Here is a 16,141-nt window from a genome sequence, read left to right as displayed (position 1 = left end):
TTACCCTAAATCCAGGGGGTTTCTTTTATGTACCTGACACCCAAAGAACGCGGCATCGTCATCCGGGCTCTAACCAAGGTGTTGGAAACCGAACCGCCTTATACAAGAGCCGATGAATATAAAAAATTATTGGACCGTCTCAAAAGCGAACAAGAAAAGGAAGACGACGACCATCTTCGGCAAGAATACATCTACAACATGGACGATGGCTGAAACATAAAAAATCCCCTTCTTTTCAAAGAAAAAAAGGGGATTTTTGTCTTCTTCACCATCCGGCTTGGGGATGCCTTTTTAATTCGATATTCCGAAACAAAAAGCAAGGATCCAACGAATCGGAACCCGACAAAGGTTGACTGGTGATCAACAAATGAAAGGGCGCATAAGCACGTTTGTCTTTCAGCAGGATCCCGGCATGTTCCCTCGGAAACGCAACTGCATATTCCCGCTTCCCCTTCAACCGGAAACAAAAGAGGTAAGCATCATTGCCGCGGTCGTACATCCAGACATATTCATCCGCTTCCTCCGATTGCTTGACATCGCCGGCCCACTCCGGAATGGACAACACCAACGTATCCGTTTCATCCGCACGGAGTTCGGTCCATCCTCCGTCCTCCGGAATGGCTGCTTCTGTCACCTGTGGTATATATCTTGAACTCATAATCACCGATCCTTTACCTCATTTTTATTTCTGGACACGATCCGATGCAACAGCGGAACAATGCCCGTTAAATCCCACGCTCCCGTGTCAACCTCCGAGAATGCGTCAATATCCCCGATCACCAGGGTGGGGACCGGGTTGGCGGTATGGGTTTTCACCCGCAAATCTTCGCTGTTTCCATGATCGCTGACCAATACTATCGTATCCTCCGGCCCTTTCAACCGCGCAAGTTCCCCCAAAAAACGATCATAATGGTGCGTCACATATTGAAGCAACCAGGGATCCTGTTTGTGGCCGGCCCGGTCACTCAAGAAGAACTCATGGACAACCAAATCATAACCGCTGGCTATCGACCAAAGGTGGCGGGCAGCCTGCTCCGGCGTGATTTCCTCCACATCCGTCCCTGATTTTTTCAGGATGGTCCGGGTAATGTCATGATACACCGCTTTGCCTTCCACCAATTCCGGGAAAAACCGAACCGGCTCCCCGCTGGATTGGATCGTTGCCGTGGTGACCGACACCCATCCGCGCTTGGTGGCAGGACGTTCAAAATACTCTTTGGTGTACGCATTGGCAAAGGTCGCTTTCCATCCTTTTTTTTCAAACTGTAAGTAGATATTGTCTTTTTTCACCCATTCACGCAACCTTCGAAACGGCAACCCGCTCATGTGTTTTCCCATCTCACGGGCTGCATTTTTTCCCGTAAAGATCGTCGCCTGGCCCGTGGCACTCTGCGGAAGCCCCTCCACGCCCAGACAGGCATCGGTCTCGAGCAGAAGAAGATCCGGACCATGGCGGCCGGCCGCTTCCCTCACCAACGGCATTCCGCCTAGCAACTGACGGATGCAAGGAGTCGGATACGTCACCCAGGGATTGTGATCAGCCATCTCTCCCAAGCCCACCCCGTCAATAAACAGCAGCACAACAGCGATCTTCCCCACCCCCCGTCTGTGTCCTCCAGGTTGTTTTTCATCCCGGCCTCCCGGTACAATAAAAAGGAGTATTGCAAAAAAGGAGGATACGATGCAACGTTTCAGCCAAATGTCCAAAGATGCTCTTGAGATGGAAATTGAGCGCCTGAACCGGGAAAAACAAAAAGCAAAAGACCAAGGTTTGGATACACAACTTGCCATTTTGGAACAAAAAATCAATCTTGCGCGTTCATACCTGATCGATTCCTCAACTGTCCAAACTTCCTGTTGGTATCAAGTGGAAGGAAAAAACATTCCTTTTTATGTCGAATATCTGAACGGAGTGATGGCTTGGGGAAATTGGGAACATTCCGGTGAAAAAACAGCCGTTCCTTTGGCTTTGTTGGAAAAACCGGTATCCCGCCGTTCTGTTAAATGATGGTTAATTTTTATTTGTATTGGACATAATACAACTAGGAGGTGTGTTCGAAAATGTATTATGTCGTCCGCGATTCAGAAAAACTCCCGCCATCGATCATTCATGAAGATAACTATTTCGCTTGGTATAATCCGATGAAAAAGGATCATCGCATTGAATTTCGCGGCACCATGAATCAATGCTATGATTTTATGGCCGCACACTATCCCCGAAAATAATGTTTTTTTAGGTCTGTAAATTGACAGAATTGTATAAAGAAATGAGTGAAAAATAAACCGGGACTTGAAAGTCTCCGGTTATTTTTTCGGTTGTAACTTTTTCTTTCGCACCGGCGGCAAAATTTTGTTCATGCTGACTTCCTGTTTGCGTTCCCAGGTACTCGGATCATTTTCGTCAAACTGCTCCAAAAAGCGAATCACTTCGCGGGTGATCGGTGTTGGCGTCGACGCACCCGCCGTCACGCCGACCACTTTTTTCCCTTTGAGCCAGTCCAAATTGATTTCTGTCACATCCGCAATCCGGTACGCATCCACGCCGGCGATCTCTTTGGCCACCTGAGCCAGCCGGTTGGAATTGTTGCTGCGGGGATCTCCGACAACAAGAACCAGATCCGTTTCCTTCGCCTGTTTCGCAACGGCTTCTTGCCGCAATTGCGTGGCGAGACAAATTTCATTGTGGATCTCTGCCGTCGGGAACCGTTCTTTGACCTTTTCCATCAAATGCTTGGTGTCCCATTGGCTCATGGTGGTTTGGTTGGTGACGAGCAACCGGTCCGTTTTGAGTTGGAGCCGGTCAATATCTTCCTCTTTTTCAATCAAGTGAACCTTCCCGGGAGCCACTCCCATGGCCCCTTCAGGCTCGGGATGGCCTTGTTTGCCGATATAAATCACTTCATATCCGGCAGCCGTCTTTTCCCTGATCAGATCGTGCGTCCGCGTCACATCCGGACAAGTTGCATCCACCACCGTCAAACCCTTTTCCCGGGCGCGACGGCGGACTTCGGGAGAAACCCCGTGTGCGGTGAAAATGACCGTCCCTTTGTCAATTTTCTCCAGAATCTCCAACCGGTTTGCTCCGTCCAGGGTAATAATGCCTTCGTCTTCAAATGCTTCCACAACATGGCTGTTGTGAACAATCATTCCCAATATATAAATCGGACGGGGCAGATCCAGGTTTTGGGCGGCTTGGCGCGCCAAAACCATGGCATCCACCACTCCGTAACAATATCCTCTCGGTGTGATTTTTACGACTTCCATGTTTTTCCCTCCTGACCCCGATGTTGGATCCGAGGCTTTTGTCCATCTCATTATAGCGCAACGGCCGCTCCGGGTAAATGCAAATCCTCCCTGTTCCCGATAAGTCCAAAAGGATTTCACAATTTTTTAGGCATTTTTTCTGGAACATCCACCCTTGGTCATTCATAAGATACACTGTCATCATGAACAGAAGGAAGTGAGTGTGCATTATGGAAAAACCAGCAAAACCCATGCCGAGGCCCGAACCGCAACCGCCGGTCATGCCGGAATATCCCATGCCGCCGATGCCGGAACACCCCATGCCCATGCCCTGCATGCCGCCCATGCATGAAATCCCCTGTGATCCCAGATGGCTCCGGCACATGTATCACCACCTTAAAATTTGCCATAAGTATGAATTGGAAATGCTTAAATGGTATATGAGGTATTGTGAGAGCAAACATGATTGCAGACATCCTCACCGTCACCATCCCCACTGCAGAAGACCTTACCACTGTCATCCGCATGAATCCCCTCGTCACCGGTGGGAAAGCTCTCACCATCATTGCTGAAAAAAGGCCATCCTTCCTGATTTCTCTCCCGGAAGGATGGCCTTGATTGCACCTGTATCGGATTAATTTTTCATTCTTTCGCGGACATACAAGGTACCAAGAATAAAAGAAATAAACAACAAAAAAAGGATAATCACTCCTGATGAATCCAGAATATTCCCATTCATATGATCAAAACCCCCCGAATCTTGTCCGTCTGTAAATAGGTATACTACATTTAAATAAATTTGTACAGAATGGGAATATTACAAAACCATGAAACAGGGGTGATTTCGTGCAGATTTAAAGAGCTTCCTCTTCTTCCTCCCAATTCTGGGGTTTCATGACACCGTTTTTGATTCGCAAGATGGCCAACGTTCTCGCTTCAAAATCAAGCGCCCGTTCCGAATGGGAAAGCGTCAGGTTTCGCCGGGCAATACAGTCAAAGCACACGGCGAATTCATCAAAGATTTGGTCGGGATCTTTGGCGATTCTCAATTCGGTTCTCTTCTTTTCCTGATAACAGATCGCGCAATTTAAATACATTTCCGTGTAATAAGGTTGAGGCCCGCCTTCCCGGATCGCATTTAATATCTCCGCTTCAATCTGGTCCGCCAAACGCTCCACTCTTTTTTTTCTCTTTGTTTGATCCTGCATCATTGTTCACCCATTTCCCCTTTTGAAAAAATCGCGTTTTCCATGAACAAACCAATCCACTGCATCTTTTTATTTATATTTAAAAGCAAAATTCGTTATTTTTGACTATATCATCCATTCGTCAACAAGCCGGCAAACCCCTTTCAAAGAAGGAAGAATGCGAAAAAATCCCCATCATCCTCATTATCATCAATGTCCTTTTTTGTCAAAAAATTAAATGATTTGACTACTTATGTCGCGAGGAAGGAATTGTTGGTTACCGATGTCTAATAAATGTTAAAAAGGAGGGGGCGAATATGGTCGTACGTGATCGATCCTCGAAATCTTTTGCCGACCAGCGTCTGGGATACAAGTACCGTGTCATTCACAAGCGGGTTCGTCCCGCAGTGAAAAGGACGGTACTCAAAATGGCAAGAGATATGTTTCTCGACCATATTTCGAAGGATGTGCCTTTTAAAAAGTGAATCACCTTTGTTTGGTTTGCATTTTGCATTGGATGACAGCCCTCCCGTTCCAAAAGGGCGTCATTTCCTCTCCAAACGGATGAATCATTCCCCCAAATGGCCAATGGTTCGTTTCTCTATTCTTTTGAATTTGGTTTTGGGTAATCAAACAATCAGCCCTCCTGAACCGACAGGAGGGCCTTTTTTTGTTCTTTAAGCATGTGTATGGCTCTTGAGACAGGCTTGCATCTTTTTGTCATGCCGCCGGATAAAATGCGTCAATTCTTCTGTCATCTGCCAGTTGGAAAACGGGGTGATCAAATAAATTCCGTCGAATTTTTCCATCGCCACTTCCAAAAGTTCCTTGGCCACTTGGACGCCTTCTGATTTTCCGGACTGCCGGTCGGTCGTTTTTTCCATTCTTTTTAACACGTCTTCCGGTATTTTAATTCCGGGCACCTCATTATGCAAAAACAATGCATTGCGATACCCGGTGAGCGGCATCACACCGATAAACACCGGGATGCCAAGCGATTTCGTCGCCTCATGCATCCGAATCACCCCGTCCGGGTCATAGACCGGCTGAGTCATGACAAAATCCGCGCCGGCTTCAATTTTTTTCTCGAGACGTTTGACCGCCGCATCCAGCTTTCGCACATGCGGATTAAAGGCGGCGCCCACCACAAACTGCGCTTTTTGTTTTAATTTCCTTCCAGAGAACGATATCCCTTCATTCAGCTGTTTCGCCATCCGGATCAGTTCAAAGGAAGTGACATCGTAAATCGAATGGGCTCCGGGCAAATCCCCCATGCGGGTGGGATCCCCGGTAATCACCAAAATTTGATCGATTCCCAAGGCGTGAAGCCCCATCAGGTGGGATTGCTGTCCCAATAAATTCCGGTCCCGGCAAGCCACGTGGACCAACGGCTCGATATCATATTTTTTTAAGATGGCGCCCAGCGCCAAATTGCTCATCCGGGCGGTGGCCAGGGAATTGTCCGCCATCGTGACCGCATCGACACCGGCTTGTTTCAGTTTTTTCGCCCCTTGCAAGAACCGCATGGTATCCAGATCTTTCGGCGGATCAAATTCACAAATGATGGTTCGTTGTCCGTTGCGGACTTTCTGTACGACCGTCGGTTTCGTTCTTTTTTGCAAGACGATCGTTTCATGGGAAGACAGTTTGTAACCATCCCGGGGAGGATTTTTCCGCTGAACCGGACATTTGTCTTTCAATGCTTTGGCTATCCGGGCGATGTGCCCGGGGGTGGTTCCGCAACACCCTCCAAGCAGGCGGACTCCTTGATCAATCAAGAGACCGGCTGTTTCTTCAAAATAGTCCGGCTCCGACTTGTAATGAAGTTCCCCGTTGCTCATCCCCAGCCGCCCGGCATTGGGAAAAGCCGTGAGGATCATTTGCTCGGGAACAATGGTTTTTTCCAATGTTCTCAATACTTCCACGGGACCGAAACGGCAATTGATTCCCACCCCGTTCACCCCGAGCGATGCAAGCTTCTCAAAAGCTTCAGAGACGGTAAAGGCATCCCGGGTCCGGCCGATTTCCATCATCGACAGCTGGGCAAAGACGGGAAGCTTCGTCAACGGGCGAATCACTTCAACCGCCAATTGCAGCTCTTTCAAATCCAAAAAAGTCTCCAGCAAAATCCCGTCAACACCTCCGTGCAAAAGAGCCACCGCTTGCTCTTCATACATCACCCGGTACTCCTCTTCATCGTACACCGGCACCTTCCCGGCACAGATGGAACCGATCACCCCAAGAACATAGGCATCGCTGCCAATCGATTCTTTGGCAATATGAACGGCTTCCCGGTTCAGCCGCGTCACCTTGCTCTCCAGTCCGTAACGCGACAGCCTCTCGCGGTTGGCACCAAAGGTGTGCGTTTCAATCACACGCGCCCCGGCCCGATAATATGCTTCATGAACCTCGCTGATCAGGGACGGGTTGCTCAAAACCAATTCCTCCGTACAATGGCCGATGGAAACGCCTTGTTGATACAAAAATGTCGCAATCGCCCCGTCTCCGACCAGCAAAGAATGTTGCAGGCATTGAAGCAAGCCTTGCTTGCCCATCAATCTTTCCCCCTTATATCGCATTAAAATACCGAGCTTCCGGATGAGCAAACACCATTGCCGACACGGATGCTTCGGGATCCATCATGAAACCGTCGGTTAACTGAATGCCGATATCCTCCGGCGAAATCAGGCGAAACAACTTCTGCTGATCCTCCAGATCAGGACAAGCCGGATAGCCGAAAGAAACGCGAATTCCCTGATATCTTGCGCCGAACCGCTCCTTCATGGTCATTTCGGCCGGATCCGGAAATCCCCAACGGTTCCGCATCTGTTGATGCAATTGTTCGGCGAAGGCTTCCGCCGTTTCCAATGCCAAGGCCTGAATGAAATGGGAATGGAGATAATCCCCTTTTTCTTTCCATTTTTGGGACAATTCCCGGATGTGTTGCCCGGCTGTCACCGCAAGAAAACCGACATAATCCATTTCCCCGGATTCCACCGGACGCACAAAATCTGCCAGGCACAGATACGGATCCTCAGGCTGACGGGGAAACGAAAAACGTTCCAATATCACGCCGGGGTCTTCAGGATCATAAATCAAAATGTCATCCCCGTCGGCTTGCGCGGGGAAAAATTGATAAATGCCGTGAGGGGTGAGCCACCGTTCTTTTTTGGCTTTTTCAAAAAACTGGCTAAACAATCCCTTCATTTCCAGCGCTTTTTCGTCCCCCTCTTCGATCAATTGCTCCACATTTCCCTTTAACCCGAGATGTTTTCCAAACAACATCTGCAAATTGATATAGGGAAGAAGCAAATCCAACGGATAATCCCGGTAAACATGCTTTTTGAAATCCGGCGGAGTAAAAACAGGGGCCTTGCGGTTCACTTTGCTTTTCACCAGCAAAGACGCCGGGGGCCCCGCCTCCCTTCGGTCTGTTTGCAAGGGAGACCGCTGTTTTTTCTTTTCGTTTTTTTCGGCCTCAATTTGCTCCCTCTGCTCCGGATTCATCAACTTGTTGGCCAGTTCCAGTCCGTTCATCGCGTCTTTGGCATATAAAACGGGGCCGTCGTATTCCACGGAAATGCGTGTTTCTGTAAATTTTCTCGTCAAAGCCGCCCCGCCCACCAGGATGGGAATGTCAATCTCCGCTTCTTTCAGATCTTGGGCCGTCACCACCATCTGTTGGGCCGACTTCACCAAAAGCCCGGACAGCCCGATGATATCCGGCTTTTCTTTCCGGGCGGTCTCAATCAATTGTTCCGGGGGCACTTTGATCCCCAAATTCACCACTTGATAGCCGTTGTTCGCCAAGATGATTTCCACCAGATTTTTCCCGATGTCATGGACGTCTCCCTTGACGGTGGCCAAAACGACTTTTCCCCGTGTATGGCTTTCCGCCCGGTCCATGTGGGGTTCCAAATACCGGACGGCCGCTTTCATCACTTCCGCACTCTGCAAAACTTCAGCCACAATCAACTGGTTATCATTAAATAAACGCCCCACTTCATCCATGCCTGCCATCAACGGCCCGTTGATGATATCCAGCGGTTTGTACTTGGCAAGCGCCTGATCCAAATCCTCGTACAAACCGTCTTTGCTTCCTTCCAGGATGTAGTTGGCAAGCCTCTCTTCCAAAGTCATCCGAACCCCGGTTTGCTTTTTCTTTTCTTTTTTATGGCGGTAAAAGTTTGTAAACCGGATCAAGATATCGTCATAGTTTTGATGATCTGAGTGAAACAAGAAGGTTTCCGCCAACTCCCTCTCTTCTTCCCCGATGGAAGCGTAGCGCTCCAGTTTTTCCGTATTGACGATGGCATAATCCAACCCTGCTTTGGTGCAGGCATAGAGAAACACCGCATTTAACACTTCACGCCCGGCCAGCGGAAGCCCGAAAGAAACATTGGAGATACCCAGAATGGTTGATGTCCGGGGCAACGCTTTTTTGATGAGCCGGATGCCTTCCACCGTCTCACGGGCGGAACCGATGTACTGTTCATCTCCCGTCCCGACGGGGAAAACCAATGGGTCAAAAATGATGTCCTCTTCAGGAATGCCGTACTTATGAACCAGCAAATCATAACTTCTGAGCGCCACTTCCAGTTTCCGCCGGGCCGTCTGCGCCATCCCCTCTTCATCAATCGATCCCACCACGATTGCCGCCCCGTATTTTTTCACCAGCGGGATCACTTCTTGAAAACGTTCTTCCCCGTTTTCCAGGTTGATGGAATTGATCACTGCTTTTCCTTGGGAATATTGAAGCGCCTTTTCAATCACCCTGGCATCGGTCGAATCAATCATCAGCGGAACTTTCACCATTTTGGTCACATGCTTCAAAAATGCTTCCATGTCCGCCAGTTCATCCCGGTCCGGATCAGCCAGACAAACATCGATGATCTGGGCTCCGCCTTTCACTTGTTTGCGGGCAATCTCGGAGGCTTCCTCATATTTCCCTTCTCTGATGAGCCGTTTAAACTTGCGGGACCCGATTACGTTGGTGCGCTCCCCGACAAGCAACGGCCGGGCATCCTCTTCCAAGAAAACCGGGTCAATTCCCGAGATTCCTGGCAAATGGCTTTGAACCGGCCGGCGGGGTTTTTTCCCTTCCAAAGCCCGGGCAATGGCCCGGATGTGTTCCGGTGTGGTTCCGCAACAGCCTCCCGCCAAATTCAGCCATCCTTTATCCGCAAAGTCGGTCAATTTCTGCGCCAAGGCTTCGGGGGTCTCCGGATAATCCCCGTTTTCATCCGGCAAGCCGGCATTGGGATAACAACTGACGCCGCAACGGGCAATTCGGGACAACGAACGGATGTGATCCGTCATGAACTCGGGACCGGTCGCACAATTCAGCCCGACCGCAAACGGGCGAAGATGTTCGATGGACAGATAAAACGCTTCAATGGTTTGTCCTCCGAGCATCGTTCCCATCGGCTCAATCGTCCCGGAAATCATGACAGGCAAACGGAAGCCCAAGTCCTGAAAAGCCCTTTCAATCCCGATCCCCCCAGCTTTCACATTTAACGTGTCTTGGGAAGTTTCCAACAGGAGAAAGTCCACCCCGCCCTCCATCAATGCTTTCGCCTGCCGATAGTATCCCTCGGCCAACGCTTCAAAGGTCGTCCCCCCGGTGACGGACAATGTCTTGGTGGTCGGCCCGATGGCGCCGGCCACATAGCGGGGACGGTCACCGGTTGACCATTTGTCCCTTGCTTGAACCGCACAACGGGCGGCTGCCCGGTTAATTTCTTCGGTTTTGTCTGCCAAATGATACTCCCCCAAAACCAGCGGCGTGGCTCCAAATGTATTGGTTTCCACCACATCGGCGCCGGCCTGGTAATACTTTTCATGAATGTTTCGAATCAGATCCGGCCGGGTCAGGTTCAAGATTTCATTGCAACCTTCATACCGCTCTCCGCCAAAATCATCAGCCGTCAGTTGTGCCTGCTGCAACATCGTGCCCATCGCGCCATCCAAAATGACAATTTTTTCGCGCAAATATTCTTCAATCGGTTTTTTCCCCACACCTATCGCCACCTTTAACCGTTTTTTCCCAGGCAGAGGTCCGCAAAATAAAAAACACCTTTTCATCTCTGAAAGATGAAAAGGTGTGGATTACCCGGCCAGACTCACTCTCATCTTTCAGAGAGAGAAACTCTCTCTGCTGGAATTGGCACCACATTGGACGCAAGTTCCAACAGGTTGCCGGGCTTCATCGGGCCAGTCCCTCCGCCTCTCTTGATAAGAGATCCTTGTAAAAATTATGTCAGTTTATCTTCATAATATATAAATCTTTTTGCAAGTTGTCAACCAATTTGCCGCAGTTGCTGTTGTTCGAGTTCTTTTTGGGCCAGGTACATTTGCTCGGTGGCCGATTTGAAGCCATCCTGATCATCCAAAGCTTCATAACAGCCGGCCAGTTCATAATAACAGTCGTAAACATTGGTTTTCAGCTTGTTTTTGGCTGCCAAACGGGCAGACCGTTTCAAATATTCGACCGCTTCAGTGTAATGCTTCATCTGCTTCAGCAGTTTGCCCATGGTGAAAAGGGCATCATTCAACAGTTGCGGATCATAAATTTTTTCCGCCCATTCCAGCGCTTTTTTCAGCTTATCATAAGCTTCGTGGTATTTGCCTTGCAACATATACACTTTACCCAGATGGCAATAGGCATGTGCTACTTCCTGGGAGTTATCATCATGTTCTGCCAGTTCTAAGACAAATTGGAAACAGGTCGCTGCATCATCCAATTGGGAAATTTCAAGGTAAGACAGTCCCAATCCACTCCAAAGCTTCAACATTTCTTCCGTGTTTTTACTGCCGACCGACCGTTGAATCCCCTCTCTGGCATAGCGGATGGCATCATGGTAAAGTTTCATTCTCTGTAACAACCTGGAGCGATAATAGTACATTTTAATGATGATGTCTTTGCTTTGAATCCGGGGAATTTTCCCCCACAACTCTTCCAGCAGGCGGAAAGCTTCATCCGTGCGGTTCAACTTTTCCAAGTAAGCCACTTGCGAAATCAAGAGCAAGTAATAGGTTCGGTCATCACACTCATTGGATTTGTCTTGCTCCATTGCCGCCAACCCGCGTTCCACATACCGGAGGGCTTGTCCATAATCTTTGTTCATAAAGCGGCAATAAGCCAGTTCACAATAACCGGCAGCTTCCAAATGATTTTTCGGGGAATAGGGATCCTGATAAGCCAGACGGATGGCTTCACTCAACTCACGTTCTGCTTTGCGCCATTCCTTCTGGTGACTGTACACTTTCCCTTTCAAATAATGAACCGTAGCCTGATGTCTGGAATAAGATTCTTCCGATATATCCGAAAGCAAATGAAGGGCCCGTTCAGGCATTCCCATCTGGATCATGGTTTCGATGGCGACAAACCGCACTTGCATACTTTCCAAAGTTTCCGTATCTTTTTCGATCATTTCCGGAATTTCATTTAAATCCAGTTCCAGCTTGCTCATTAAATACAAGACTTTATCTTTGTTGACATGAGGAACACCGCGCTCAATATTACTGATTGTCGCCGTGGAGATATGCTCATCTGCCAAATCTTCCAATCTTAACCCTTTTTCTTTTCGGACTTTACGAATAAATTTGCCAATTTCACTCATTTCCAAAATATTCATAGCCGATCTTTCCTTTCGGATTGTTGGTTAACTCTATATTACTTCATTCATTTTATTTTATAAAGAAATAAATATATAAAAATTAACATTTTATGGATTGTAATTTATACCAATTTCTATTTTTAACTTTCATCCCAAAAAACAAGCCCCCGGTTTCATCTTGAAAAAAACAATCGAAACACCGCTTTCACATCTTTATTTCGAGTCGGATATTTTTTCGAATTTTACAAATAACAATCAATGTTTAATCCCATGCTCCGCATCTTTATTAAATATTTTATGTATTAAATTAAAATACTTTGTTTATTACTCAAACATCCTTCAAATATTGTCTCTATATCTTTTTTTTCTCTGTATTTCTTATTTTACCCAGTAAATTAACAGCGCAATCTCCTTCTTTGATCCTGTTTTTTGATTGTTTTTGATTGGTTATGATTTAAAATGATTGTTTTTGCTCTCTTTTTTCGATACAATCAAGAAAAGGCCGAAGCGAGGTGATGGATCACGCTTACACCCCAACGTCACCAATTCATTCTGAGTTTATTAAAAAGGCAAGGTATCGTAAAAGTGCAGGAATTGGTTCATTTAACCGGCGCTTCCGAATCCACCATCCGCCGCGACCTGGATCAATTGCAGCAACAACATCTTTTAAAACGGGTTCACGGCGGTGCAGCGCTGCTTCAAAACAAAGGTTTGGAAATGCCCATTCAAGAAAAAGCGATTCGGCACACCCCCGAGAAAAAAGAAATCGCTCTCTTTGCCGGTTCCTTTGTCGATCAGGGAGCTTGCATCTATCTCGATGCCGGCAGCACCACGCTTGAAATGATCCCGGCGCTGGCCGGAAAACAAGTCACAGTGGTCACCAATGGAATGACGCATTTGGAACGGCTGGTTGAATATGACATCGAGGCCTATGTTTTGGGCGGGAAAATGAAATCATCCACCAAAGCGCTGATCGGAGCCGTGGCACTCCAAGGAATCGAACGTTACCGCTTTGATCAGTGTTTTTTGGGAACCAACGGCATCCATCCGGATTTTGGATACACGACGCCGGATCCCGAAGAAGCCTGCCTGAAACAAAAAGCGCTTCAACTTTCCAGTCAGGCGTTTGTGTTGGCCGATCCCAGCAAGTTATCGGAAGTTTCTTTTGCCAAATTCGCTGATTTGGAAGAAGCCTCCTTGATTACACTTCCTCTTTCCTCGGAGATCAAAGAAAAACTTGCACAAAAAACTTATGTATTTGAGGTTGATCAGGCATGATTTATACCATTACATTGAATCCTTCCATCGATTTTGTGGTTGAAGTGGAAACCTTGCAACTCCATCAAGTCAACCGGATGAAGAAAGAACAAAAATACCCCGGGGGCAAAGGGATCAACGTGGCTCGCGTGTTGCACCGGCTGGGGGCCGAAACCACGGCTCTCGGCTTTGTGGGCGGATTTACCGGAAGGTTTATTGAAGAAGCGTTGCGACGGGAAGGCATTTCTGCCCGGTGGATCCGCGTCAACGAAGATACGCGCATCAACATCAAGCTCAAAACCGGGGCAAACGAGGAAACGGAAATCAATGGCCAAGGGCCGGCGATCCCTCCGGTAGCGTTTCAGCAATTAAACGAACAGCTGGAACAAGTCCGGCCGGGAGACACCGTGGTGATGTCCGGCAGCATTCCCCCGTCGCTGTCCCCTTCCGTCTATGAGGAATGGGCCGCAATACTTAGCGCCCGCGGCGTCCGTGTCGCTGTTGACGTTGCCGGTCCGGCATTAAAAAGAGCGGCCAACCGTCCCGTTTTTTTGTTGAAGCCCAATCACCATGAACTGGGCCAATTGTATGGTGTCCGTTTAAACACCATGGAAGAGGTGGTTGTTTACGGACGCAAGCTGCAACAAGCGGGGGCAGCCCATGTGATCGTATCAATGGCCGGCCAAGGAGCGCTTTTGTTTACAGAGGATGCGACATATCGCTCCACCGTTCCCAAAGGCACCGTGGTTCACCCGGTCGGGGCGGGCGATTCGATGGTTGCCGCCTTTCTCGCTGACTATGAGAAAACCAACGATGCGGTCTCCGCATTCAAAACCGCCGTGGCTGCCGGCAGTGCAACCGCGTTTTCGCCCGACTTGTGCACCAAAGAACAGGTTGAACAATTACGACAGGAAATTGACATTGAGGCGCTTTGAGGAGGTGCAAATCCAATGAAGATCACCGATTTGTTAACCAAAGAAACGATCGTGATGGAACTCGGCGCAACCACCAAATCTGCCGTGATCGACGAGCTGGTGGACAAGCTGGATCAAGCCGGGGTTTTATCCGACAAAAATCTGTTTAAAGAAGCCATCCTCGAACGGGAATCGCAAGGATCCACCGGCATCGGCGAGGGGATCGCGATTCCCCATGCCAAAACCAAAGCGGTCCGGACACCGGCGATTGGTTTTGGCCGCAGCCGTTCCGGGATCGAATATGAATCGCTGGACGGCAACCCGGCCCGCTTATTCTTCATGATTGCCGCGCCGGAAGGAGCCAACGAGACCCATTTGGAGACGTTATCCCGCTTGTCCACGTTGCTGATGAATGAAGATTTTAGAAAACGCTTGCTCGAGGCCGAAACCGAAGAAGAACTGCTGGACATTGTTCGCCGCCAGGAAGCAGAAGGGCATGAGGACAGAGAAGAAAAGAAAGACGAAAAAGAACCCGGTGACGACGGAGCTATGATCCTGGCTGTCACCGCTTGCCCCACCGGCATCGCCCACACCTACATGGCTGCCGATGCCTTGGCCGCCAAAGCGAAAGAAATGGGAGTTTCCCTCAAGGTGGAAACCAATGGTTCAACCGGAGTGAAAAACCGTTTGACAGAAAACGAAATCAAACGGGCCACCGCCATCATCGTCGCAGCGGACAAGCAAGTGGAAATGGATCGCTTTCATGGAAAACACGTGATTCAGGTTCCGGTGGCCGACGGCATTCACAAGGCCGAAACCCTCATCCGGCGCGCTTTGAAACAGGACGCCCCGGTCTACCAGGGACATCAAGAGACAAGAGGTGCGAAAAAGAAAGCGCCTTCTTCCTTCGGGTTTTACAAGCATTTAATGAACGGGGTCAGCAATATGCTGCCCTTTGTGGTGGGCGGCGGTATCTTCATTGCGTTGTCCTTTGTCTTTGGAGGCATTGATGCCAAGGGCCCTGTGGCAGAACTTTTGATGAAAATCGGAGGAGACGAAGGAGCGTTTCATTTCTTGGTTCCGATTTTGGCCGGATTTATCGCCAGCAGTCTGGCGGACCGCCCCGGATTTGCCCCCGGGGTGGTCGGAGGCTATTTGGCCGCCAGCGCGGGAGCCGGGTTTTTGGGCGGATTGATTGCCGGTTTCCTTGCCGGTTATGTCGTCCTTTTATTGAAAAAAGCTTTTTCCGTTTTGCCGGACAGTTTAGAAGGAATTAAACCGGTGTTGCTCTACCCGGTTTTCGGCATCCTGATCACCGGAGTGTTGATGGTGCTAGTGATCAATACCCCCGTCGCCGCACTGAACCAGTGGCTGACGGATTGGCTGAACGGGATGAGCGGCACCAATGCCGTCATCCTCGGATTGATCTTGGGCGGCATGATGGCGGTCGACATGGGCGGTCCGGTGAACAAAGCCGCTTTCACCTTCGGCATCGCCGCCATCGAAGCCGGCAACCTCGCCCCCCACGCCGCCGTCATGGCCGGGGGAATGGTTCCGCCGCTCGGCATTGCGTTGGCAACCACTTTCTTCAAAAACAAGTTCACTGACGAACAGCGCAAATCCGGATTGACCAATTACGTGATGGGCGCTTCTTTCATCACCGAAGGAGCAATTCCGTTTGCCGCCGCCGATCCCCTGCGGGTTCTGACTTCTTGCATTGTGGGATCTGCCGTGGCCGGTGCGGTCACCATGATGTTCGGCATCACCTTGCCGGCTCCGCATGGCGGAATTTTTGTCATACCGTTGGTCAACCAACCGCTTTTGTATCTTCTCGCCATCCTGGCCGGTTCGCTCGTCACGGCCGTCCTGATCGGTTTCTTCAAAAAGAAAATCCGTTAAACCTGAAAAGGTCTCTTCCCTC

At 49.2% G+C, this 16,141-nt stretch carries 16 protein-coding genes and 1 riboswitch; of the genes, 9 read left to right on the top strand and 7 right to left on the bottom strand.

The genetic code is table 11. The features are described 5' to 3' along the window. The first annotated feature begins 27 nt into the window (after positions 1–27). A complete protein-coding gene (locus tag ATH33_RS09135; protein ID WP_037993117.1) occupies positions 28–213 on the top strand; it encodes a hypothetical protein in 186 nt (61 codons plus the stop codon). Positions 214–265: 52 nt separating this feature from the next. Here the strand turns inward: ATH33_RS09135 and ATH33_RS09130 are convergent, their stop codons facing one another. After that, a complete protein-coding gene (locus ATH33_RS09130; protein WP_131470904.1) occupies positions 266–658 on the bottom strand; it encodes a hypothetical protein in 393 nt (130 codons plus the stop codon). Positions 659–660: 2 nt separating this feature from the next. Beyond that, entirely contained in the window at positions 661–1,599 is a 939-nt protein-coding gene (locus ATH33_RS09125) for a hypothetical protein (protein ID WP_049720612.1), read from the bottom strand. An 82-nt stretch (positions 1,600–1,681) separates the two neighbouring features. On the opposite strand from ATH33_RS09125, the gene ATH33_RS09120 reads away from it, so the two are divergent. Further along, positions 1,682–2,008: a DUF1811 family protein gene (locus ATH33_RS09120; protein WP_037993120.1), complete on the top strand. Its 327-nt coding sequence runs from the start codon at positions 1,682–1,684 to the stop codon at positions 2,006–2,008. A gap of 53 nt (positions 2,009–2,061) precedes the next feature. After that, positions 2,062–2,226: a hypothetical protein gene (locus ATH33_RS13620; protein ID WP_156097694.1), complete on the top strand. Its 165-nt coding sequence runs from the start codon at positions 2,062–2,064 to the stop codon at positions 2,224–2,226. Positions 2,227–2,304: 78 nt separating this feature from the next. On the opposite strand, the gene ATH33_RS09115 is transcribed toward ATH33_RS13620, so the two are convergent. After that, positions 2,305–3,264, bottom strand: a complete 960-nt coding sequence (locus ATH33_RS09115) for a 4-hydroxy-3-methylbut-2-enyl diphosphate reductase (RefSeq protein ID WP_037993122.1) — start codon at positions 3,262–3,264, stop codon at positions 2,305–2,307. A gap of 202 nt (positions 3,265–3,466) precedes the next feature. Here ATH33_RS09115 and ATH33_RS13845 point away from each other — a divergent pair, with 202 nt between their 5' ends. Beyond that, positions 3,467–3,595: a hypothetical protein gene (locus tag ATH33_RS13845; RefSeq protein ID WP_255347142.1), complete on the top strand. Its 129-nt coding sequence runs from the start codon at positions 3,467–3,469 to the stop codon at positions 3,593–3,595. A gap of 110 nt (positions 3,596–3,705) precedes the next feature. Next, a complete protein-coding gene (locus tag ATH33_RS13615) occupies positions 3,706–3,861 on the top strand; it encodes a hypothetical protein (protein ID WP_156097695.1) in 156 nt (51 codons plus the stop codon). 236 nt (positions 3,862–4,097) lie between these two features. Here ATH33_RS13615 and ATH33_RS09110 read toward each other — a convergent pair whose 3' ends face one another. After that, on the bottom strand, positions 4,098–4,451 hold the full coding sequence (locus tag ATH33_RS09110) for a hypothetical protein (protein ID WP_131470903.1): 354 nt from the start codon (positions 4,449–4,451) through the stop codon (positions 4,098–4,100). Between the two features lie 296 nt (positions 4,452–4,747). Between ATH33_RS09110 and ATH33_RS13610 the strand changes: the two genes are divergently transcribed. Beyond that, on the top strand, positions 4,748–4,915 hold the full coding sequence (locus tag ATH33_RS13610; RefSeq protein ID WP_156097696.1) for a hypothetical protein: 168 nt from the start codon (positions 4,748–4,750) through the stop codon (positions 4,913–4,915). Between the two features lie 192 nt (positions 4,916–5,107). Here the strand turns inward: ATH33_RS13610 and ATH33_RS09105 are convergent, their stop codons facing one another. The 3 genes from ATH33_RS09105 to ATH33_RS09095 all read right to left on the bottom strand — a co-directional run bounded on the left by ATH33_RS09105 (position 5,108) and on the right by ATH33_RS09095 (position 12,067). Next, on the bottom strand, positions 5,108–6,985 hold the full coding sequence (locus tag ATH33_RS09105) for a bifunctional homocysteine S-methyltransferase/methylenetetrahydrofolate reductase (RefSeq protein WP_037993125.1): 1,878 nt from the start codon (positions 6,983–6,985) through the stop codon (positions 5,108–5,110). A 13-nt stretch (positions 6,986–6,998) separates the two neighbouring features. Beyond that, positions 6,999–10,388, bottom strand: coding sequence for a methionine synthase (gene metH, locus ATH33_RS09100; RefSeq protein WP_242062471.1), 3,390 nt, complete (start codon positions 10,386–10,388; stop codon positions 6,999–7,001). Positions 10,389–10,555: 167 nt separating this feature from the next. Next, positions 10,556–10,671, bottom strand: a riboswitch (SAM riboswitch). A gap of 58 nt (positions 10,672–10,729) precedes the next feature. Beyond that, the gene (locus ATH33_RS09095; protein WP_121874315.1) at positions 10,730–12,067 is read right to left on the bottom strand and encodes a helix-turn-helix domain-containing protein; all 1,338 of its coding nucleotides are present in this window, start codon (positions 12,065–12,067) and stop codon (positions 10,730–10,732) included. A 501-nt stretch (positions 12,068–12,568) separates the two neighbouring features. Here ATH33_RS09095 and ATH33_RS09090 point away from each other — a divergent pair. Genes ATH33_RS09090 through ATH33_RS09080 form a run of 3 tightly spaced genes read left to right on the top strand, consistent with a single transcriptional unit; the run spans position 12,569 to position 16,119 of the window. Next, complete coding sequence (locus ATH33_RS09090) at positions 12,569–13,327, top strand: DeoR/GlpR family DNA-binding transcription regulator (protein WP_037993128.1); 759 nt, start codon at positions 12,569–12,571, stop codon at positions 13,325–13,327. Next, entirely contained in the window at positions 13,324–14,241 is a 918-nt protein-coding gene (gene pfkB / locus ATH33_RS09085; protein ID WP_121874314.1) for a 1-phosphofructokinase, read from the top strand. Before ATH33_RS09090 ends, pfkB begins: the two co-directional genes overlap by 4 nt. Before the next feature lie 15 nt (positions 14,242–14,256). Then, positions 14,257–16,119, top strand: a complete 1,863-nt coding sequence (locus tag ATH33_RS09080) for a PTS fructose transporter subunit IIABC (RefSeq protein WP_037993131.1) — start codon at positions 14,257–14,259, stop codon at positions 16,117–16,119. Positions 16,120–16,141 lie beyond the last annotated feature (22 nt).

Source organism: Thermoactinomyces vulgaris, from assembly GCF_003688725.1.
In the GTDB taxonomy this organism is placed as follows: domain Bacteria; phylum Bacillota; class Bacilli; order Thermoactinomycetales; family Thermoactinomycetaceae; genus Thermoactinomyces; species Thermoactinomyces vulgaris.
The sequence above is the reverse complement of the archived record's forward strand: the minus strand, read 5'-3'. Positions and strand labels throughout refer to the sequence as shown.